The sequence below is a fragment of the Aquitalea magnusonii genome, from assembly GCF_003202035.1.
Lineage (GTDB): Bacteria > Pseudomonadota > Gammaproteobacteria > Burkholderiales > Chromobacteriaceae > Aquitalea > Aquitalea magnusonii.
The window spans coordinates 191,930-212,785 of the sequence record NZ_QJKC01000007.1 but is presented as its reverse complement, the minus strand read 5'-3'; the positions used below and the strand labels follow the sequence as shown (position 1 = coordinate 212,785).

Genomic DNA, 20,856 nt, shown 5'->3' with positions numbered 1-20,856 from the left:
TCCCTGGCTAGACTGCAGGCGCAGTCTGACGGCGTTGCTGAACCCCGTTGCGCCCGGCATGTTTGGCGGCATAAAGCGCTTTGTCGGTGGCGGCTAAAAATGCTTGTTCGCTGTCGCCGCTCTGCCACTGGGCCAGCCCCAGGCTGACGGTGGCGTGCAGCGCACGGGCGCCATGGGCCAGTGGCGAGCTGGCAATCGTATTGCGGATCGCTTCGCACATGATGAAAGCCTGCTCCATGCTGGTGTCGGGCAGCAGGATGGCAAACTCCTCGCCGCCAATGCGGCATACCAGGTCTTGTGCACGTACCTGGTGTTGCAGCAGTTTGGCAATGTGGCACAGCACCTTGTCGCCGGTGTCGTGGCCGTAGTTGTCATTGATGCGTTTGAAAAAATCGATATCCAGCATGGCCAGGCAGAACGGGTGCTGGTCCAGCTGGTGGCGGAATTGCAATTGCGCCAGCCTGGAATAAAAGGCACGCCTGTTGGCCAGACCGGTCAGCATGTCGGTGCTGGCCATCAGCTGGATGCGGTTGACCAGCGCATCAGAAAAATGTTCGCCAGCCAGCAGGGCGACAAACAGAATGATGGAGCCTGACAGCAGCACACCCAGATTCAATAGGCTGATCACCGTGGGGCCGAGGGTCTGCACGCTTGGCGTGGCGGGCCACTGCATGAATTGGAAAAAGGAAAACCACCCCAGGCAGATTGCGCAGACGATGGTCATGCCGCGGCGATCGCTGATGGGGACGATGAGTGGCGCAGTCAGGAAAAACAGCAGGAAATAAAAGTGCGAGCCGAACAGTGTGCCCTGTCCGCCAAGAATGCCCGCCAGCACCGTGGTCTGGCAGATAAAGCAGGCTTTCCAATAATGAGGCGGTTGGCCGCAAGCCTGGCGCCAGCGGAACCACGCCACACCGGCGGCGGGGATGGGCATGTCTTGCAGGCAGGATCGGGCCAGCTCGCCATTGCCCAGCACGAGAAACAGCAGGTAGTAAAACAGCACCATCAACAGCACCAGCGCAGGAACCGCATTGGTAATGTATTGCCGCCGCCGCAGTGTGCCGTTCAGTGCGGGATCCACGCCCGCAGTGATCCAGCGCCACGCCAGGGTGAGGGCAATGGGTGGCTTGGGCGTGGTCGTTTGATGGGGTAGGCCCATGGCGGCTCATCCAGATTATTCATCGTCTTTTTATTCAGCATAGCGAAAAACCGGAAAATCACTGTGATTGCTTTGGTGACCTGTCATGGTCCGTATAAAAGAGTCCGCCTGCTGCGGTACCGGCCATTGACATGACCCTGCATGGGCAAGCCTTTGCGCCGCGATTCGCCTGCATACAAAAACAGGGTGCATGTTATACTGCGCGTTTTCGCAATGGGATGCGGGCCTGATCGTTGCTGCGCGCGCACAGCAGGGCTTGCACTTGTAGCCGGGGCTTGTGGCCCCATATAGAGCCGAAGCCTCCCAAGGGTTTCACCTGTTTTCCAAAATACGAAATGTTCGCGCAAAGGCCGAACTCGTATTCAGATGACTAGTTAAGGATTGAACATGCAAGTACAACTGGAAACGTTGAGCAATCTTGAGCGCCGCATGAACATCGCTCTGCCGATGGCTGCCATTGATGCCCAAGTCACCGAGCGCCTGAAGCGCGTGGCACGTACTGCCAAGATTCAAGGTTTCCGCCCGGGCAAGGCTCCGCTGAAAATCGTTGAAGCAAACTACGGTGCCCAGGTACGCGAAGAAGTGCTGGGTGAGCAGGTTCAGCAAGGTTTTTACAGTGCAGTCAGCGAACAGAAGCTGCGTGTTGCCGGCTATCCGCGTTTCGAGCCGGTAGCGGCCGAAGGCGATGTCGAGAATTTCAAGTTTGCCGCGACCTTCGAGGTTTACCCGGAAGTCAAGGTTGGCGAGCTGGCCGACAAGGAAGTCAAAAAGCCGACCACCCCGGTGACCGATGTCGAAATCGACAAGACCATCGACATCCTGCGCAAGCAGCGTACCCGTTACAACCGTGTTGAGCGCGCTGCCGCCGAAGGCGACCGTGTGATCATCGACTTCAAGGGCAGCATCGATGGCGTGCTGTTCGATGGTGGTTCCTCCGAGAACTTCCCCTTTGTATTGGGCCAGGGCCAGATGCTGGCCGACTTCGAAACCGGCGTGACCGGCATGAAGGAAGGCGAAGTCAAGAACGTGGAAGTCTCCTTCCCGGCTGACTACCATGGCAAGGACGTTGCCGGCAAAACCGCCGTCTTCGAAATCACCGTGAAGAATGTTGCCGAAGCGACCCTGCCGGAAGTGAACGAAGAGTTCGCCAAGCAGCTGGGCATTGCCGATGGCGACGTGGAAAAAATGCGCGCCGAAATTCGCAAGAACGTCGAGCGTGAAGTGAAGCGCCGTCTGCAGGCCCGCACCAAGGAAGCCGTAATGCAGACCCTGCTGGATGCCACCGAAATCACCCTGCCCAAGGCACTGGTGCAGCTGGAAATCGGCCGTCTGATCGAGCAGGCACAGCGTGACATGCAGCAACGTGGCATGAATGTCAAAGACATGCCTTTCCCGCCGGAACTGTTTGCCCAGCAAGCAGAACGCCGCGTGGCCCTGGGCCTGATCCTGGCTGAAGTGGTTGACGCCAACAAGCTGGAAGCCAAGCCGGAACAAGTGAAGGCGATGATCGAAGAATTCGCCGACAGCTATGAGCATCCGGAAGAAGTGCTGACCTGGTACTACGCCAGCGCCGACCGTCTGGAAGGCCCGACCTCCATGGTGCTGGAAGACAATGTGGTGGAATTCGTTCTGTCCAAGGCCAAGGTTGAAGTAGAAGAATTGTCCTTTGATGCCCTGATGGGTAGCAACGCCTGATAACGACACAAACGGAGTTGGTCGATGAAATCGATGATTGAACCGCAAGGGCTGGGCCTGGTGCCCATGGTAGTGGAGCAGAGTGGTCGTGGCGAACGTGCTTATGACATCTACTCGCGACTGCTGAAGGAGCGTATCGTGTTCCTGGTAGGGCCCGTCACCGACGAATCGGCCAACCTGGTTGTGGCGCAGATGCTGTTCCTCGAGTCGGAAAATCCGGACAAGGACATCTACTTCTACATCAATTCGCCAGGTGGCTCGATTACGGCGGGCATGTCCATTTACGACACGATGAACTTCATCAAGCCGGACATCTCCACGCTGTGTATCGGTCAGGCAGCCAGCATGGGGGCCTTCCTGCTGTCGGCAGGGACTCCGGGCAAGCGTTTTGCCCTGACCAATAGCCGCGTGATGATTCACCAGCCCCTGCTGTATGGTGGTGGTCTGAGCGGCCAGGTGACCGATATCGAAATCCATGCCCGCGAGCTGGTGAAGGTAAAGGGCAAGATGAACGAGCTGCTGGCCAAGCATTCCGGCCAGACCATGGAACGTCTGCAGGCAGATACCGAGCGCGACAATTTCATGTCCGCCGAAGAAGCCCGCGAGTACGGTCTGATTGATAAAGTGCTGACCTCCCGCAAGGATGTCACGGCGTAAGCAGTGGAACTAGCTAATGGCTGATAAAAACAGCAACGAAAAACTTCTGTATTGCTCTTTCTGCGGCAAGAGCCAGCATGAAGTCCAGCGTCTGATCGCCGGTCCCCAGGTCTTTATCTGCAATGAATGTGTCGAGCTGTGCAATGACATCATTCGCGAAGAACTGGAAAAGGTGGTTGGCGAAATCGGCGATGCCACGGGCACTGCCACCGCACTGCCCACTCCGCAGGAAATTCGCGCGGATCTGGACCAGTACATCATCGGTCAGGATTTTGCCAAGAAGACGCTGTCCGTTGCCGTGTACAACCACTACAAGCGGCTGTACACCCCGGCGGGCGACAAGGATGAAGTCGAGCTGGCCAAGAGCAACATCCTGCTGGTGGGGCCTACCGGCTCCGGCAAGACCCTGTTGGCACAGTCGCTGGCACGGCTGCTGGATGTGCCTTTTGTGATTGCCGATGCCACCACGCTGACCGAAGCCGGTTATGTGGGGGAAGATGTCGAGCACATCATCCAGAAGCTGCTGCAGAAATGTGACTACGATGTGGAAAAGGCGCAGCGCGGCATTGTCTACATCGATGAAATCGACAAGATTTCGCGCAAGTCGGAGAATCCGTCCATCACGCGTGACGTGTCGGGCGAAGGCGTGCAGCAGGCACTGCTCAAGCTGATCGAAGGTACGGTGGCTTCCATTCCGCCGCAAGGTGGGCGCAAGCACCCCAACCAGGAATTCATCCAGGTTGACACCACCAATATCCTGTTCATTTGCGGTGGCGCATTTGATGGTCTGGAAAAGATCATCCGTCGTCGCTCGGAAAAGGGCGGTATTGGTTTCGGTGCGGAAGTCAGTTCGCGGGATGACAGCAAGTCGACCTCGGCCCTGTTCAAGGAAGCCGAGCCGGAGGATCTGATCCGCTTCGGCCTGATTCCGGAACTGATCGGCCGTCTGCCGGTGGTGGCTACGCTGGAAGAGCTGGACGAAGAGGCCATGGTCACCATTCTGACCCAGCCGAAGAATGCGCTGATCAAGCAATACCAGCGCCTGTTCCAGATGGAGTCGGTGGAGCTGGAAGTCCGTCCGTCAGCCTTGCGTGTCATCGCCAAGCAGGCACTGATCCGCAAGACCGGTGCACGGGGTCTGCGTTCGATTCTCGAACGTGTGCTGCTCGACACCATGTACGAACTGCCGTCCATGGAAAATGTTGAAAAAGTAGTGGTAGATGAAAAGGTTATCGAAAAAGGTGAGAAGCCTTTGTTCATCTATCGCGACAAGGGCGACGAAGTTCAGTCGGCCTGAGCTTTTCGGCTGTGATGGAAAACCGCCCGTCATGGGCGGTTTTTCTTTTGTGTTGTCGCCAAACTGATTTAGTATGGGGTGTTGATTTTCAGCGTGCATGCCCCATCTTTCATGCATTGTTTCACGTACGCAAGGTTAGGTGATATGCCCCAACCCGCAGAACTCCGCGAAGAAACCACATTGCCCTTGCTCCCGCTTCGGGATGTGGTTGTTTTCCCCCACATGGTCATTCCGCTGTTTGTCGGAAGAGCCAAGTCGATCCGTGCGCTGGAAAGCGCCATGGATGAAGGCAAGCAGGTGCTGCTGGTCGCCCAGCGCTCGGCTTCCAAGGACGAACCTGAGGCCGACGACCTGTATGGCGTCGGCACCATTGCCTCTGTCCTGCAAATGCTCAAGCTGCCTGACGGCACGGTCAAGGTCCTGGTCGAAGGGCGCCAGCGAGCGCTGATCAGCCAGGTGGCTGAAGATGGTGGCTGCTTTGTCGGCACCATCACGCCGCTGGCCGCGGATGGCGAAGACTCCACCGAGTCCGAAGCCATGCGTCGTGCCCTGCTGGCGCAGTTTGAACAATACGTCAAACTCAACAAGAAGATCCCGCCCGAGGTCATGACCTCGCTGGCCGGTATCGAGCGTGCCGGCCGCATGGCCGACACCATCGTGGCGCATCTGCCGCTCAAGCTGGAACAAAAGCAGGAAGTGCTGGAGATGTTCGACGTGCGCGCGCGTCTGGAACACCTGCTGTCCCAGCTGGAGGGCGAGATCGACATTCTGCAGGTGGAAAAGCGCATCCGCGGCCGCGTCAAGCGCCAGATGGAAAAGAGCCAGCGCGAGTACTACCTGAACGAACAGGTCAAGGCCATCCAGAAAGAGCTGGGTGATATTGATGAAGTCAGCGACCTGGACGAGCTGGAAAAGAAAATACGCCTGGCCGGCATGCCCAAGGAAGCCAAGGACAAGGTCAGTGCCGAGCTGAAAAAGCTCAAGATGATGTCGCCGATGTCGGCGGAAGCCACTGTGGTGCGCAATTACATCGACACCTTGCTCGAACTGCCCTGGAAGAAGAAAACCAAGATCAACAAGGATGTTGGTAATGCCGAGGCAGTGCTGGATGAGGATCACTTTGGCCTGGAAAAGGTCAAGGAACGCATTCTCGAGTATCTGGCGGTGCAGCAGCGCGTGGACAAGCTCAAGGCGCCGATTCTCTGCCTGGTCGGGCCGCCGGGGGTGGGTAAGACCTCCCTGGGGCAGTCCATCGCCCGTGCCACCAACCGCAAGTTCGTGCGCATGGCACTGGGTGGCGTGCGTGACGAATCGGAAATTCGCGGTCATCGTCGCACCTATATCGGCTCCATGCCCGGCAAGGTCTTGCAGAACATGAGCAAGGTCGGTGTGAAGAATCCGCTGTTCCTGTTGGATGAGGTAGACAAGATGGGGGCCGATTTCCGCGGCGACCCGTCATCCGCCTTGCTGGAAGTGCTGGATCCGGAGCAGAATCACTCCTTTGTCGATCACTATGCCGAGGTAGAGTACGACCTGTCGGATGTCATGTTCGTGGCTACCGCCAATTCGCTGAACATCCCGCATGCCTTGCTGGACCGGATGGAAATCATTCGTCTGGCCGGTTACACCGAAGACGAAAAGGTCAATATTGCCCTGAAATACCTGGTGCCCAAGCAGATCAAGGCGAATGGCGTGCAGGAGGGTGAGCTGGTGCTGCAGGAATCGGCGCTGCGTGACATCGTGCGTTACTACACCCGTGAAGCTGGTGTGCGTAGCCTGGATCGCGAAATTGCTAAGATCTGCCGCAAAGTGGTGACCTCTACCTTGCTGGGCAAGAACAAGGCGGCCAAGGTCACGGTTACTGCCAAGAACCTGGACAAGTACCTGGGTGTGCACCGTTTTGATTACGGCGTGGCCGAGCAGGAAAACCGTATCGGCCAGGTGACCGGGCTGGCGTGGACCGAGGTGGGTGGCGAATTGCTGACCATCGAAGCCGTGTCGCTGCCGGGCAAGGGCAATATCATCCGCACCGGTCAGCTGGGTGAGGTGATGCAGGAGTCGATTACTGCGGCAATGAGTGTGGTGCGCAGTCGTTCGCGCACTTTGGGAATCAAAGCCGATTTCCATGAAAAACATGACATGCACATACATGTGCCGGAGGGTGCGACACCCAAGGATGGACCGAGTGCAGGGATCGCCATGACGACCGCGATAGTTTCCGTTCTGGCGGGAATTCCGGTACGCTCTGACGTTGCCATGACGGGTGAAATCACCCTGCGCGGCGAGGTTCTGCCGATTGGCGGCCTGAAGGAAAAACTGCTTGCTGCGCATCGCGGCGGAATCAAGCATGTGATTATCCCGCATGGCAATGCCAAGGATCTGGTGGACATTCCCGCCAACATCAAGCAGAAGCTGGAAATTCATCCTGTGAAGTGGATCGACGAGGTGCTGGCTCTGGCGCTGGAACGCCAGCCGGAGCCTTTGCCTGAAGAAGCCAAGCCGGACGAGTTGCACCCTGCGCCGGAAGGTGCGGCCGGTGTATCCGTAATGACGCATTAAAATCAGTATGTTGCAGCAGTAGTGAATTTACCGGGCCGCTAGCGCTTTCCAGCAGGGTTTGCGAAATGGCAATATTCCGCTGGAAGCCGCTTGACACAAGGATTTTAGCCTTGCTATAAAGCAAGCGGTTTTTATCCGAATTACGTAGACCGAAGAACGACGAAAGGGGACTTACGTGAACAAGTCTGAACTGATTGATGCAATCGCCGCTGAAGCCGATATTTCCAAAGCTGCAGCTGCCAAGGCACTGGATGGTATGGTTGCCGCTGTTACCGATGCTCTGAAAAAGGGCGATACCGTGACTTTGGTAGGTTTTGGTACATTCTATGTTGGCGAGCGCGCTGAACGCAGCGGTCGCAACCCGAAGACTGGCGAAACCATCAAGATCCCGGCTGCACGTTCTCCGAAGTTCCGTGCTGGCAAAGCACTGAAAGACGCGCTATAATTTGCAACCTTGTCGTTAGCGATAACGGCGAGGTTTTATAGCGGGCGTTTAGCTCAGTTGGTAGAGCGTCTGCCTTACAAGCAGAATGTCGGCGGTTCGACTCCGTCAACGCCCACCACAGTTTGGAGTGGTAGTTCAGTTGGTTAGAATACCGGCCTGTCACGCCGGGGGTCGCGGGTTCGAGTCCCGTCCACTCCGCCAGAATCTACAGAAAAGGTGAACGTATTCAGTCGTTCACCTTTTTTTTTACCAATGGGGTGGCTTGCGCCGATATCGCCATGTTCGATTTTGTTCAGAATAATAAAATTGCCATTCAAGTCATTCTGGGTGCGGTAGCGCTGACTTTTGTCGGCTTTGGTGTGGGTAGCTACTCCTCAGCCGTGGAAGATCCTTATCTGGCCAAGGTTGGCTCGGCCAAGATCTACAAGCGTGATCTGGACCGGCTTCTGGAAGGGCAGCCCAGCGATGCGGCAACCCGCCAGCAAGCCATGGACGACCTGATCCGCCAGAACCTGCTGCTGGCCGCCGCGCACGATGGCGGAGCCGTGGTCACGCCTGAGCAATTGCGCAAGGTGATTGCCGGCATCACGGAGTTGCAGGAAAACGGCCAGTTCAGTGCGGCGCGCTACAAGGAATTCCTTGCCGCGCGCAATATGTCGCCTGAGGCTTTTGAAGCCAAGATCAGCCGCGACATCATGTTGCAAAACCAGATCAACAATTTTGCCGGTACCGGCTTTGTTTCGCGCAGCATGGTGGAGCGTCTGGGCAGTCTGATGGCTGAAGAGCGCCAGGTTCGCCTGCTCTTGCTCAAGCCCGCCGATTTTGCCGCCCAGGTGAAGACCGATGACAAGGCGCTGCAGGCATTTTACGATGCCAATGCCAAGCGTTTCCGCAGTGCGGAAGCGGTCAAGCTCGACTACGTCGTGCTATCGCCGCAAGCGGTGGCTGCTGGCCTGGCGGTGAGCGACGCCGAGGTCAAGCAGTATTACGAACAGCACAAGGCCGAACTGGCGGGAGAAGAACGCCGCGCCTCGCACATCCTGCTGACTGTTCCCAAGGATGCCAAGCCGGCTGACAAGGCCAAGGTCAAGGCAGAAGCAGAAGCCTTGCTCAAGCAATTGCGTGCCGATCCGTCCAAGTTTGCTGACATTGCCAAGGCCAAGTCGCAGGACCCTGGCTCGGCAGCCAATGGTGGCGATCTGGGCTTTTTCGCGCATGGCGTGATGGTGAAGCCGTTTGATGATGTGGTGTTCCGCATGCAGCCGGGCAAGATCAGCGAGGTGGTGGAAACCGAATTCGGCTATCACATCATCAAGCTGGACGAGATCAAACAGCCCGATTTCGCTGCAGTGAAAAGCGCGGTTGAAGCCAAGCTCAAGCAGCAGAAGGCCGCAGGCCAATTGCGCAGCATGTCGGACAAGCTGGCCGAAGTGGCTTACCAGCAGGCTGACTCGCTCAAGGGTGTGCAGGATGCGCTGAAGCTGGAGATCAAGCATTCCGACTGGTTGTCCCGTGACAAGAAACCTGCCGATCCGGCCCTGGCCAATGCCAAGGTACTGGATGCTGCTTTCAGTGATGATGTACTGAAAAAGAAGCACAACAGCGAACCGGTGGATATCGGTGGCGGCAACCTGCTGGTAGTGCGCGTGGCTGATCATCAGCCGGCACGCCAGCAAACATTGGCCGAAGTTCGTGAGCAGATCAAGGCTGAACTGATTGCGACCGAAGGTGCCAAGCTGGCCGAGAAACAAGGTCAGGCCTTGCTGGCACAGCTGAAGGCAGGCAAGGCGGTGGATGCGCCCAAGTGGGGTGAGCTGCAGGCTGTTTCGCGTCGTAACCCGGGGGCGCTGCCGACTGCTGATGTGCGGGCAGTATTCGCCGTGGCGGCCAGCCCGCTGCCGGCCTTTGCGGGTAGCAAGCACGACAACGGTGACTATGCCATCTATCAGATTGCCAGCGTTGCTGCTGGAGCCCCGGTGAATGATGCGGAGCGAGCCCAGCTGGCCGCGGCGATGGAACAAATGTCGGCGCGTAATCAGCTTGGTAGCTATCTGGAGACCTTGCGCCAGAAATATCCGATTAAGATGGGTAAGCAACAGCTGAATGATCAGAGCGAGCAGTAATTGGCTTACGAAAAAGCCGACCTTATGGTCGGCTTTTTTTGTTTGTCGCGCTGGTGCCGGACAATAAAAAAGGGCCGTTAGGCCCTTGTTCAGAACTCAAGTCTGCTTAGGCAGCGAAGTTCTTGGCAGCAAAATCCCAGTTCACCAGCTTCCAGAAGCTGTCCAGGTAGTTCGGACGGCTGTTGCGGTAGTCGATGTAGTAGGCGTGCTCCCATACATCACAGGTCAGCAGCGGGGTCTTGTCGGTGGTCAGCGGAGTGGCGGCGTTGCTGGTGGAAACCAGATCCAGCGAGCCGTCGCTGTTCTTGACCAGCCAGGCCCAGCCGGAGCCGAAGGTGCCAATGGCAGTCTGGGTAAAGGCCTTCTTGAACTCTTCAAAGGAACCCCATTTGGCGTTGATGGCATCAGCCAGCGCGCCGGTCGGTTCGCCACCGGCATTGGGTGCCAGGCCGAACCAGTAGAAGTTGTGGTTCCATACCTGGGCGGCGTTATTGAAAATGCCACCGGAAGATTTCTTGACGATTTCTTCCAGCGAAGCGTTTTCGAACTCGCTACCCTTGATCAGGTTGTTCAGGTTGGTGACGTAGGTCTGATGATGCTTGCCGTAGTGATATTCCAGGGTTTCCTTGGAGATGTGGGGGGCCAGCGCATCCAGTGCGTATGGCAGTTCCGGCAGTTTGTGTTCCATCATGCTCTCCTTGTTGAGAATTGGGCTTGCAGAATTGCGTAAGCCGAATCTAGTGGGATGCGGTATGCCCAAGTGTACTGGAATCGCCTGTTAATCGCCAATAGTTGACTAAATAAGTAAAGTAAGAAAATGAATAAGTCATTTGACGTCATCGTGCTGGGTGCCGGAGCCGCCGGCATGATGTGTGCCGCTGTCGCGGGCCAGAATGGACGGCAGGTTTTGTTGCTGGATCATGCCGAAAAGCTGGCGGAGAAAATCCGCATCTCTGGTGGCGGTCGCTGTAACTTCACCAATAATGCGGCCCGGCCCGAGTGTTATCTATCAGAAAATGCCCATTTTTGCCGCTCGGCATTGGCGCAGTTCGGCCCGCGTGATTTTCTGGCGTTGGTGGAAAAGCACGGCATTGCTTACCACGAGAAAAAACTGGGCCAGCTGTTCTGTGATGATTCCAGCCAGCAAATCATCGACATGCTGGATGCAGAATGTACCCAGGGTGGAGTGGAGCGGCGCATGGGCGTGACCGTGAAGACGGTCAGCAGCGGCGCTGCGGGTGGCTTTGTACTGGATACTTCCTTGGGATGCTTTGAGGCAAGGTCGCTGGTAGTGGCGACCGGCGGTTTGTCCATTCCGCAAATTGGTGCTTCGCCACTGGGTTATCGCATTGCCGAACAGTTCGGTCTACCGGTGACTGGTTTGAGCCCAGCGCTGGTGCCATTGACCTTTCATGTTGACGATGCGGCAGCCTTTGCTCCCCTGGCCGGGGTGTCGCTGGATGTGGAGGTGCGGGCCGGCAAGGGGCGCTTCCGTGAGCAGGTGCTGTTCACCCACAAGGGGCTGTCCGGGCCAGCCATTTTGCAGATTTCTTCCTATTGGGAGCCGGGCATGGAGGTGGTGCTCAATCTGCTGCCCGATTGTGATGCGCTGGCATTTCTGGAGGAGCGGCAGGGTAGTGAGCAACTGCTCAGCAATGCGCTGGCAGAGCTGGGCTGGCCCAAGCGTTTTGCCGAGGCCTGGCTGGCGCGGCAGGGCTGCCCTGTACGGCTGAAGGAGCTGACGCCGAAGAAACGGTTGCAACTGGCCGAACAGCTGCACCACTGGCGTATCAAGCCCAATGGCACCCAGGGTTACAAGAAGGCGGAAGTCACGCGTGGTGGCGTGTCCACCAAGGCCCTGTCCTCCAAGACCATGGAGGCAAGGGAGGTGCCCGGTTTGTATTTTATCGGCGAGGTGGTGGATGTTACCGGCTGGCTGGGTGGGTATAACTTTCAGTGGGCGTGGTCATCCGGCTATGTGGCAGGTAAAAACTGCTAGAATTGCCATCTGATTCCCTGCTGTAGCCTGTAGCACATTTCATTGAGTCTCCATGACCGAACAGTACGAAAATTTTGACGGCGCCATGGCGTCCCTGCGCACCCCGCCGCACTCGACCGAAGCTGAGCAGTCGGTGCTGGGTGGCCTGATGCTGGATAACGGCGCCTTTGACAAGATTGCCGATGTGGTATCGGAGGCCGATTTTTATCGGCATGACCACAAACTGATTTTCAAGCACATTGCCCGTCTGATCGAGTTGGGCCGTCCGGCCGATGTGGTGACGGTGTCCGAGGTGCTGGACAAGAATGCCGAGCTGGCCGACATCGGGGGCCTGTCTTATCTGGCCACGCTGGCGCAGAATACGCCGTCGGCCGCCAATATCCGCCGCTACGCCGAGATTGTGCGTGAGCGCTCCATCATGCGCCAGCTGGCGGTGGTTGGGGCGGAAATTGCCGAGTCGGCCTATGCGCCGCAAGGGCGCGATGCGGCCCAGTTGCTGGATGAAGCCGAGGGCAAGGTGTTCCAGATTGCCGAGTCCACCGCCAAGTCCAAGCAGGGCTTTCTGGAAATGCCCGGCCTGCTGAAGGAAGTGGTCGAACGTATCGACATGCTGTACAGCCGTGACAATCCGGACGAAGTAACCGGCATTCCCACCGGTTTTATCGACCTGGATGCCAAGACCTCCGGCCTGCAGCCAGGAGATCTGGTGATTGTGGCCGGCCGGCCGTCCATGGGTAAAACCGCCTTCTCCATGAATATCGCCGAGCATGTCGCGGTCGAGTACAAGGCCCCCGTGGCGGTATTCTCCATGGAAATGGGCGGGGCACAGCTGGTGATGCGTATGCTTGGCTCGGTAGGGCGGCTGGATCAGCATGTGCTGCGTACCGGCAAGCTGGGTGACGAGGACTGGCAAAAGCTCACCTACGCGATTGGCAAGCTCTCCGAGGCGCCGATGTATATCGACGAAACCCCGGCATTGACGGCGCTGGAGCTGCGTGCACGGGCACGGCGTCTGGCACGCCAGCATGGTGGCAAGCTCGGTCTGATCGTGATCGACTATCTGCAGCTGATGTCGGGCTCTGGGCGTGGCGACAACCGTACGGCCGAGCTGGGTGAAATTTCGCGTGGCCTGAAAGGTCTGGCCAAAGAGCTGCAAGTGCCGGTGATCGCGCTGTCGCAGCTGTCGCGGGCGGTGGAGCAGCGTCCCAACAAGCGGCCGATGATGTCCGACCTGCGCGAATCCGGTGCCATCGAGCAGGATGCTGACATCATCATCTTCATGTACCGCGAAGAGTATTACAACCCGGAAAATGCCGAGGTGAAAGGCATGGCCGAGGCGATTATCGGCAAGCATCGTAACGGCCCCACCGGTGCCGTGCGACTGGCCTTTGTCGGCAAGCATGCCAAGTTTGAAAATGCCGCCACGCTGGGTATCAGTGGCTGGGCGGATAGTGATGGTTAAGCGGTGGGATGGCAGCGTGCGGTGCCCGCTGCTGTCTGGCCTGCCAGGGAAAGGAAACTCATGAGTTTTTTCGACAAGCATGTTTTTGTCTGCTGCAATCAGCGCGCTGCGGGTGAGGATTGTTGCAATAATCATAGCTCCAGCGAGTTGCTGGCCTATATGAAAGACCGGATCAAGGCGCTGGGCCTGGCTGGTGACGGCAGGATCCGTGTCAACAAGGCGGGCTGCCTGGGGCGCTGTGACCAAGGGCCGGTCATGGTGGTCTACCCGCAAGAGACCTGGTACACCTTTGTCGACCGCGAGGATATCGACGAAATCATCGATGAGCATATGGTGGCGGGACGCATTGTGGAAAGGCTGAAAGTCTGATGCTGAAGGCGCAAAACAAGCTGCTCATCGCCGGGCCTGCCGGTGCGCTGGAAACCATCGTGGTGTCGCCGTCAGGCCAGGCCAGTGGCATTGCAGTGATCTGCCATCCCAACCCGCTGCAAGGTGGCACCAATACCAACAAGGTGGTGCAAACTGCTGCCAAGGCGCTATCCCAGCTGGGCTACGTCTGCTATTGCCCCAACCTGCGTGGTGTAGGGGCCAGCGAAGGCCAGCATGACCATGGCCTGGGTGAGGTGGATGATGTACTGGCCGTGGTGGCGCATGCGCGGGCGCAGCAGGGTGATTTGCCGCTGGCCTTGGCCGGTTTCTCGTTTGGTGGTTTTGTGGCGGCCAGAGTCCGCGCCGTGATCGAGGCCGACAAGCTGCTGCTGATGGGTGTTGCCGTGGGCAAGTATGCCATCCCCACGCCGGCCGTGCCGAATGACACCCTGGTCATTCATGGTGAGGAGGATGAGGTCATCCCGCTGTCTGCCGTGTTGGACTGGGCTCGGCCGCAGGATTTGCCGGTGCTGGTGTTTCCGGGAGCCGGACATTTCTTTCACGGTAAGCTGATCAAGCTGGCGCAGATGATTCAGCGCTGCTGGTAAGCCGGTTCTGCCGACATGAAAACAGCCAGTCTTTTGACTGGCTGTTTTTGATTAGCGATGCAGATCGCCGGCCGCTTCCGGCTGGTAGGTCACTTCCAGCACCGTCAGCCTGGTCTGGCCTGCCAGTGTGGGCCAGTCTATGCTCTGGCCTTCTGCCAGACCTAGCAGAGCCGCGCCGACCGGGGCCAGTACCGATACGTGGCCAGCAGTGCCATCCGCCTGATTGGGGTAGACCAGCGTCAGCAGTTTTTCTTCGCCGCTTTGTTCGATGCGCACCCGTGCCGTGCTGTTCATGGTGATGATGCCGGCCGGGATGTTTTCCGGGTCTACCACCTCTGCGCGTTCCAGTTCTGCTTCCAGTGCCGCCAGGGTTGCCTTGTCCTGTGCGGGAAGTCGCTCCATCCAGGCGGCCAGCCTTTCATAGTCCAGGCTGGAAACGATAATGGCCGGTTGGGTCGGCATGGTTTTACTCCTTGTTCATCAATAAAAAACACAGGATGACAGAGGTCATCCTGTGCGGGTCGGTTAGCCTTGCTACCGGTTGTTTGCTGAAACTTGGAGTGCTGCCGCGCGATAAAGTTGCCTGACTTAGCCGAGCAGGCTGAGTGCACTGCGCTGCGAGATATTGGCCTGCCCCTGGATGGCCAGCGCAGCCTGGCCAAGTAGCTGTTGCTGCACCAGTTGTGCCGTTGCGGCGGCATAGTCGGTATCGCTGATGCGACTGTTGGCGGCCTGCGCATTCAGCGCGGAGTTCTGCAGATTATTGATGGCTGCGGTGAACTGGTTGCTGCTTGCCCCAAGCTGGGTGCGTGAGCTGCTGATGGTATTCAGATCCGTCTGGATATGACTCTGCGCGGCCAAGGCGCTGGCCGGGTTGGAAAGGTCGATGGTGCCGGTGGCATTCAGATTGGCATTGTAGCTGTGCAGACCGCCACTGGCGGGGCTGGCACTCAGGTCTGTGGTGTTTACGCTGATCTGGTTGCTGCTGTTGCCATCAGGGCCAATCTGGAATTGCAGGGCATTATTACTGCTCAGCAAGGGGGTGCCGTTGTACTGGGTGTTCTGGATGATGGCCGAGTTGCTTTGGGTCAGCTGATCGGCCTGTTGTTGCAATGATTGACGATTGCTGCTGCTCAGGGCAGCGTCACCGGCCTGAATCGCCAGATCCTGCAATTGCTGGCTATTGTCCTGTAGCTGGCTTAGTGCACCGTCCGCAGTCTGCACCAGGGAAATGCCATCCAGCGCATTGTTGCTGGCCTGGTTGTCTCCGCGTACTTGTGCTTCCAGTGATTGTGACAGGGCGGTATTGGCTGCATTGACGGCGGCACTGCTCAGCTGGGTGCCGGAAGACAGTTCAGCCAGCGTCTGTTCTGTCTTCTTATGCGATTTGTCCAGTTGAGTCTGTGCATTGAGTGCAGAGAGATTGCTACCGATGGTAAGCATGTCGAGCTCGCTTGAATTGCTGTCGGATCATGCAGTTACTATAGGCCCTGTTGCTGGCCTTAACCAGCATTTACATGAAAAACACCCGCTATCAGCGGGTGTTTACTGTGGTATTGCTAACAAAACTCAGCGGCTGGCTGGTTTGGCCGGGGTGCCGGCTGACTGGGTCAGAACCTCATACCCGGTTTCGGTTACCAGAATGGTGTGTTCCCATTGTGCAGACAGACTGCGGTCCTTGGTGGCCACGGTCCAGCCGTCAGCCATCATGCGCAGGTGACGCTTGCCCTGATTGATCATGGGCTCGATGGTGAAAATCATGCCAGCTTGCAGTTCCAGTCCGGTGCCCGGGCGACCGTAGTGCAACACCTGCGGTTCTTCGTGGAAGCGTTTGCCAATGCCATGGCCGCAGAATTCCTGCACCACGCTGTAGCCGTTGCTTTCCGCGTATTGTTGGACGGCGTAGCCGATATCGCCCAGCGTGGCGCCCGGCTTGACCTTTTCAATACCGCGCCACATGCATTCGTAGGTGATCTTGCACAGGCGACGGGCATGTTCGCTGACTTCGCCGACAAAGAACATGCGGCTGGTGTCGCCGTGGTAGCCATCCTTGATCACGGTGATGTCGATATTCATGATGTCGCCGTTTTTCAGCGGCTTGTCATTGGGGATGCCATGACACACCACGCTGTTGATCGAGGTGCAGATGGACTTGGGGTAGGGGTTGTGGCCATCCGGGGCGTAGTTCAGCGGGGCCGGAATGCAGCCTTGCACATTGACCATGTAGTCATGACACAGCTTGTCGATGGCTTCGGTGGTCACGCCCGGTTTGACAAAGGGGGTGATGTAGTCGAGTACTTCGGAGGCCAGCTTGCCGGCGATACGCATTTTCTCGATATCGGCGGCTGTTTTCAGTTCAACGCTCATTGTGGTGGTCTTGGTGTGTGCGGCAATGTTCCATTCTAGCAAATGATGAAAAAACGGGCATCCATGTGGATGCCCGTTTTGCAGTTTGTTGCTAAGCGGTATGCAGCTTAGAACGCAACTTTCAGACCAACACCGAAGGCTTGCGGGTCGACACCTTGGGACAATACGCCGTAAGTAGTGCCGCTAGAGGTTTGTGCTGTACTGGTGTAAACCGGGGTGTTAGCAAAGTTTGCCTCTTGCTTGCCCTTATTTGTGATCTTGGTGTAGTAGCTGAACAGCTTGGTGGTCTTGGACAGGTTGTAATCCAGACCAAGTGCCCATTGGTGAGCTTTATAGTCATCCTCTGTGCCTGCGGTTGCACCTTTCAGGCGACCCAGCGAGCTGTACTCAATTTTAAATGTAGCTGCGCCATAATCTTGACCAAGGGAAATTGTCCAGTCGTCTTGCTTCAGAGATGCTGCCCCAGCTGTGGACTGGTCCAAGCGACCAAACTCGTAACCAGCACCTACAAATGTACCCGTCGCAAATTTGTAGCTGGTAGCCAATTTGGTGTAAGTGATATTGGCGCCACTCAAAGCACCTGTTGTGTACGCCGAGTTTTGGAAAGAGTTCAGCGCAATGCCTGTGTCATTGGTACGATCCCAACCGAGGGCAACTTGCAGACCACCATTGGTGTAGTTACCAGCAAGAGAGATGCGCGATGCATTGGTGCCATTTTTACGGGTTTCATCAACACCATAAGACGCACCAACCTGGAAGCCGGACCAGTTCGGCGAGAAGTAGTGAACCGAATTTTTCAGACGGGCTTCGCCGCGGCTGTAAACGTTGGAGGCACCGTTGTTCTCAGCAGTGCTGTCGCCGAACAAGTTCAGACCGATGTTGGTCATGGACTTGTAAACAGAGTCGTTGTAGCCCAGGATCACTTTGCCAGCATTGGAATTATCCAGGCCAACAAAGGAGTTACGGGTGGCGAAGGTAGCGGTTTGGCCAATATCGTTAGTGCCGCCTTGTTCAAAGTATTTCAGGCTTTGCTCAACCTGCCATACGGCCTTGGTGCCATTGCCCAGATCTTCAAAACCCTTGAAGCCGATGCGGGAGTTGTCATCGACGATACGAGTACGGGATTTGTAGTCAGGTTGGTTAGGGTTAGTAGCGCCAGTGGCTTTGGTGGACTCAATGCTGCTGCTGATGAAACCGTAGATGGTTACATCGGCGTGAGCGGCGAACGGAACGGCGAACAGGGTTGCAACCAGTGCGGCTAGGCTTTTCTTTTGCATCATCAGTGCTCCATCAGGGGTTTTGTGTTTCGTTATGCGTACTGGTTGTGGCGAAACTCTATGCTTGAGCCGTCCAGCACCTCAGTACTGTCGAAGTTTAACCACAAAATGTGACGCGGATGTTGCAGAAAAGATGCAAAGCTCTGCGGGAAAAAAGCGATGTGTTGTTTTTACGCTAAAAACTTGTTCGGATAAACCTCGTCGATTAGTGTCCGACAATCAACAATGCGCAAGTCATTGTCTTTGGCAAAGTCCATCAGGAACTGAAAAACCTGCGGATCGATCTTTTGCAGCTTTTTGTCGACGGCGACGCAGCGCACGCCTTCCAGCAGCATGGGGCGAACATAGGCGTGGTAGGACAGCTTCTGGTCGCCGCCAAAGGAGGCCAGAATGCCTGCCAGGCGTTCTGCCCAGTCGCTGGGACGGAAAGTGCGACCTTCGGAGGTCAGCCCCTGGATGACTACTTCATATGGATTACAGATCATGGTGATGAACCGGAGTGTGCTTTTAAGGTGTGGTCTCTGTATTTATCTATAGCAAAGACAGTGTTGTTGTTTTGGACTGTCTTTGATGCAGGGCAATAGCGGGTTTACCCGCAATTTTACCCGAAAATCAAATGCGCTTGAATGGCGGTAGCGAGGCAAGTAGTTTTTTTCCGTAACTTTGTTTCAGCAGGCGGTTGTCCAGAATGGTGACGCGACCATAGTCGCGCTCGGTGCGGATCAGTCGGCCCACGGCCTGGATCAGCTTGATGGAGGCCTCCGGCACGGTGAGTTCCACAAAGGGATTGCCGCCGCGTTTTTCAATCCAGCGTGACAGGGTCTTGCCCACCGGGTCGTCCGGCATGGCAAAGGGCAGCTTGGCAATGATGACGTGCACGCAGCTTTCACCTGGCAGGTCCAGACCTTCCGAGAAGGAGTCCAGGCCGAAAATCACACTGGCCTGACCTTGCTGCAGCCTGTTGTGATGGGTTTCCAGCAAGACGGATTTGGGAATTTCCCCCTGGATCAGTAATTGGCTGCGCAGGGTTTCCGGCAGTGCTGCAGCAACATCCTGCATTTGCTTGCGCGAGGAAAACAGCACCAGGGTGCCGACCGCTTCGCCGGTATCGACCAGTTTGGGCAGCCACTCGACGATTTCACGGGTATGGCCTTGCGGGTCTTTCGGGCTGGCCAGCATGGGCGGCAAATAGAGTTCACCCTGCTCGGTGAAATTGAATGGTGAGTCCAGCGCCACGCAACTGACTTGTGGCAGCCACTTGAGCCCGGTTTGCGACAGCAGCAAATCAAAAGCACCCAGCGAACGCAGCGTGGCGGAAGTCAGTACGGCGCCCGCCGCACGACGCCACAGGGTGGCCGCCAGACTGGCGGCGGCACTGACCGGCGAGGCGGAGAACAGATAGTCGCCCTTGCCCTCGGTGCGCCGGGTGATCCATTTGGCGATGGGGGGGGAGGCTTCGTCGGTTTCTTTCTCGAACAAATCCCACACCGCCATCAATTGCTCGGCGCGGCCATTGAGAAAGCCGATGTCAGCGGCAGCCTTGTCAATCTGGGTGGTGTCGCTGCCTTTTTCCTTGCGCGCTTCGGTCAGGGCATCGTTCAGTGCCGCCAGATGCTTGAAGATGGCGCGGGCGGCAAGCGCCATATTGCGGGCGGGTTCTTGCAGGCGTTCCGGCAGCTGACCATCGTCCATCAGCCAGGTAGGCTCCATGTTTTCGCTGCTGGCGCTGAGGGCTTCTTCACCACTGAGCAGCCATAGCCATTCATTGAGCGTTTCCATGCAAGCGCTGGCGGCATCCATGGCCTGGGTGGTGATTTCCACCTTGCCGGTCAGGGTTTCCACACGGGCGGCCGTAGGCGCAACCTTGTCCAGCCAGCCCATGGCCTGCGCCAGCGAGTGTTCGGCCGAGAACTGGTTGATGGCCTTTTTGGCCAGATGGTGTGCCTCGTCAATGCAGTAATAGCTGTCTTCCGGCGCAGGCAGGATGACGCCGCCACCCATGGAGACATCGGCCAGCATCAGGTCGTGGTTGGCCACGATGACGTCGACGGTTTCCAGGGTGTCGCGTGCCAGGTAGAACGGACATTCCGGGCGATTGGGGCAGGCGGCTTTCAGGCAGCCGTGGCGGTCGTTGGTGACGCGGCTCCACAGGCTGTCTTCGATGATGTCTTTCCAGGTGTCGCGATCGCCATTCCAGCGGCGGTAGTAAAACTCGTCCGCCATGCTGCGCAGGGCTTCGATTTCTCCGGCCTGTGGCTTGCGGTCCCACAGTGCCAGCATGGGGTCGGGTGCCAGCAGTTGCCCCTGGGCGTTTTCTGCGGTGAGGGCGTAGATGCGTTGCGGGCACAGATAACGGCCACGGCCCTTGGCCAGGGCAAAGGTCAGCGGCAGGCCACTGTTTTCCACCACGAAGGGCAGGTCGCGATTGACCAGTTGCTCCTGCAGGGCGACGGTGGCGCTGGTCACCACCAGCTTCTTGCCGCGCGAGCGCGCCATCACGCCGCCGGCCAGCAGGTAGGCCAGGCTTTTGCCGACACCGGTCGGGCCTTCGATCACGGCGATGCTTTCGCCTTCACGATTGGGGTAGGCATCACCCTGTTTGTCCAGGCTGCGCGACAAGGCATTGGCGATTTCCGCCAGCATGCGGCGCTGGGCCGCGCGTGGTCGGAAGCCGGGCAGGTTGTCGGCAATGGTGCGGTAGTGATCGCGGATGGCGTCTTTTTCAGCATCGTTCAGCATGGCGCGATTGTACCGCAAGCCAGTGCCGTGCTTGCGGCTAAAGCGTCACGATTTTTCGTCTGTGCGCAAATGCTGCTTTGCAAAATGACGCGCTGCTCAG

At 57.4% G+C, this 20,856-nt stretch carries 18 protein-coding genes and 2 tRNA genes; 12 read left to right on the top strand and 8 right to left on the bottom strand.

Features of this window, described 5'->3' with window-relative positions:
- Nucleotides 1-7: 7 nt before the first annotated feature.
- Nucleotides 8-1,159 (bottom strand): GGDEF domain-containing protein, encoded by a 1,152-nt coding sequence (locus tag DFR38_RS09625; RefSeq protein WP_059285386.1) that lies wholly within the window; start codon nucleotides 1,157-1,159, stop codon nucleotides 8-10.
- A 387-nt stretch (nucleotides 1,160-1,546) separates the two neighbouring features.
- On the opposite strand from DFR38_RS09625, the gene tig reads away from it, so the two are divergent.
- The 8 genes from tig to DFR38_RS09585 all read left to right on the top strand — a co-directional run bounded on the left by tig (nucleotide 1,547) and on the right by DFR38_RS09585 (nucleotide 9,935).
- Nucleotides 1,547-2,854: a trigger factor gene (tig, locus tag DFR38_RS09620; protein ID WP_059285385.1), complete on the top strand. Its 1,308-nt coding sequence runs from the start codon at nucleotides 1,547-1,549 to the stop codon at nucleotides 2,852-2,854.
- A 24-nt stretch (nucleotides 2,855-2,878) separates the two neighbouring features.
- Nucleotides 2,879-3,511 carry an ATP-dependent Clp endopeptidase proteolytic subunit ClpP gene (gene clpP, locus DFR38_RS09615; protein ID WP_059285384.1) on the top strand — a complete coding sequence of 211 codons (633 nt, stop codon included), beginning with the start codon at nucleotides 2,879-2,881 and terminating at the stop codon, nucleotides 3,509-3,511.
- Between the two features lie 16 nt (nucleotides 3,512-3,527).
- Nucleotides 3,528-4,808 carry an ATP-dependent Clp protease ATP-binding subunit ClpX gene (clpX, locus tag DFR38_RS09610; protein WP_059285383.1) on the top strand — a complete coding sequence of 427 codons (1,281 nt, stop codon included), beginning with the start codon at nucleotides 3,528-3,530 and terminating at the stop codon, nucleotides 4,806-4,808.
- A 144-nt stretch (nucleotides 4,809-4,952) separates the two neighbouring features.
- Nucleotides 4,953-7,367 (top strand): endopeptidase La, encoded by a 2,415-nt coding sequence (lon, locus tag DFR38_RS09605; RefSeq protein ID WP_059285382.1) that lies wholly within the window; start codon nucleotides 4,953-4,955, stop codon nucleotides 7,365-7,367.
- Nucleotides 7,368-7,542: 175 nt separating this feature from the next.
- Nucleotides 7,543-7,812 carry an HU family DNA-binding protein gene (locus tag DFR38_RS09600; protein ID WP_043572292.1) on the top strand — a complete coding sequence of 90 codons (270 nt, stop codon included), beginning with the start codon at nucleotides 7,543-7,545 and terminating at the stop codon, nucleotides 7,810-7,812.
- A gap of 42 nt (nucleotides 7,813-7,854) precedes the next feature.
- Nucleotides 7,855-7,930 (top strand) — tRNA-Val (locus tag DFR38_RS09595).
- 6 nt (nucleotides 7,931-7,936) lie between these two features.
- Nucleotides 7,937-8,013, top strand: a tRNA-Asp gene (locus tag DFR38_RS09590).
- 77 nt (nucleotides 8,014-8,090) lie between these two features.
- A complete protein-coding gene (locus DFR38_RS09585) occupies nucleotides 8,091-9,935 on the top strand; it encodes a SurA N-terminal domain-containing protein (protein ID WP_059285395.1) in 1,845 nt (614 codons plus the stop codon).
- Nucleotides 9,936-10,041: 106 nt separating this feature from the next.
- Here DFR38_RS09585 and sodB read toward each other — a convergent pair whose 3' ends face one another.
- Nucleotides 10,042-10,623 carry a superoxide dismutase [Fe] gene (sodB, locus tag DFR38_RS09580; protein WP_059285394.1) on the bottom strand — a complete coding sequence of 194 codons (582 nt, stop codon included), beginning with the start codon at nucleotides 10,621-10,623 and terminating at the stop codon, nucleotides 10,042-10,044.
- Nucleotides 10,624-10,752: 129 nt separating this feature from the next.
- On the opposite strand from sodB, the gene DFR38_RS09575 reads away from it, so the two are divergent.
- The 4 genes from DFR38_RS09575 to DFR38_RS09560 are packed head-to-tail and all read left to right on the top strand — an operon-like array spanning nucleotide 10,753 to nucleotide 14,373.
- Nucleotides 10,753-11,934 carry a BaiN/RdsA family NAD(P)/FAD-dependent oxidoreductase gene (locus DFR38_RS09575; protein ID WP_059285381.1) on the top strand — a complete coding sequence of 394 codons (1,182 nt, stop codon included), beginning with the start codon at nucleotides 10,753-10,755 and terminating at the stop codon, nucleotides 11,932-11,934.
- Nucleotides 11,935-11,986: 52 nt separating this feature from the next.
- Nucleotides 11,987-13,396, top strand: a complete 1,410-nt coding sequence (gene dnaB, locus DFR38_RS09570; RefSeq protein ID WP_110313327.1) for a replicative DNA helicase — start codon at nucleotides 11,987-11,989, stop codon at nucleotides 13,394-13,396.
- A 60-nt stretch (nucleotides 13,397-13,456) separates the two neighbouring features.
- A complete protein-coding gene (locus tag DFR38_RS09565) occupies nucleotides 13,457-13,765 on the top strand; it encodes a (2Fe-2S) ferredoxin domain-containing protein (protein ID WP_059285380.1) in 309 nt (102 codons plus the stop codon).
- The gene (locus DFR38_RS09560) at nucleotides 13,765-14,373 is read left to right on the top strand and encodes an alpha/beta hydrolase (protein WP_059285379.1); all 609 of its coding nucleotides are present in this window, start codon (nucleotides 13,765-13,767) and stop codon (nucleotides 14,371-14,373) included. Before DFR38_RS09565 ends, DFR38_RS09560 begins: the two co-directional genes overlap by 1 nt.
- A 51-nt stretch (nucleotides 14,374-14,424) precedes the next feature.
- Here the strand turns inward: DFR38_RS09560 and rnk are convergent, their stop codons facing one another.
- The 6 genes from rnk to dinG all read right to left on the bottom strand — a co-directional run bounded on the left by rnk (nucleotide 14,425) and on the right by dinG (nucleotide 20,756).
- The gene (gene rnk / locus DFR38_RS09555) at nucleotides 14,425-14,835 is read right to left on the bottom strand and encodes a nucleoside diphosphate kinase regulator (RefSeq protein ID WP_059285378.1); all 411 of its coding nucleotides are present in this window, start codon (nucleotides 14,833-14,835) and stop codon (nucleotides 14,425-14,427) included.
- Between the two features lie 126 nt (nucleotides 14,836-14,961).
- Nucleotides 14,962-15,816 (bottom strand): flagellin N-terminal helical domain-containing protein, encoded by an 855-nt coding sequence (locus tag DFR38_RS09550; protein WP_059285377.1) that lies wholly within the window; start codon nucleotides 15,814-15,816, stop codon nucleotides 14,962-14,964.
- Between the two features lie 126 nt (nucleotides 15,817-15,942).
- On the bottom strand, nucleotides 15,943-16,740 hold the full coding sequence (gene map, locus DFR38_RS09545) for a type I methionyl aminopeptidase (RefSeq protein WP_059285376.1): 798 nt from the start codon (nucleotides 16,738-16,740) through the stop codon (nucleotides 15,943-15,945).
- 107 nt (nucleotides 16,741-16,847) lie between these two features.
- Nucleotides 16,848-18,020 carry a porin gene (locus DFR38_RS09540; RefSeq protein ID WP_059285375.1) on the bottom strand — a complete coding sequence of 391 codons (1,173 nt, stop codon included), beginning with the start codon at nucleotides 18,018-18,020 and terminating at the stop codon, nucleotides 16,848-16,850.
- A 167-nt stretch (nucleotides 18,021-18,187) separates the two neighbouring features.
- On the bottom strand, nucleotides 18,188-18,502 hold the full coding sequence (locus DFR38_RS09535) for a DUF3579 domain-containing protein (RefSeq protein WP_059285374.1): 315 nt from the start codon (nucleotides 18,500-18,502) through the stop codon (nucleotides 18,188-18,190).
- Between the two features lie 127 nt (nucleotides 18,503-18,629).
- Nucleotides 18,630-20,756 (bottom strand): ATP-dependent DNA helicase DinG, encoded by a 2,127-nt coding sequence (gene dinG / locus DFR38_RS09530; RefSeq protein ID WP_059285373.1) that lies wholly within the window; start codon nucleotides 20,754-20,756, stop codon nucleotides 18,630-18,632.
- Between the last annotated feature and the right edge of the window lie 100 nt (nucleotides 20,757-20,856).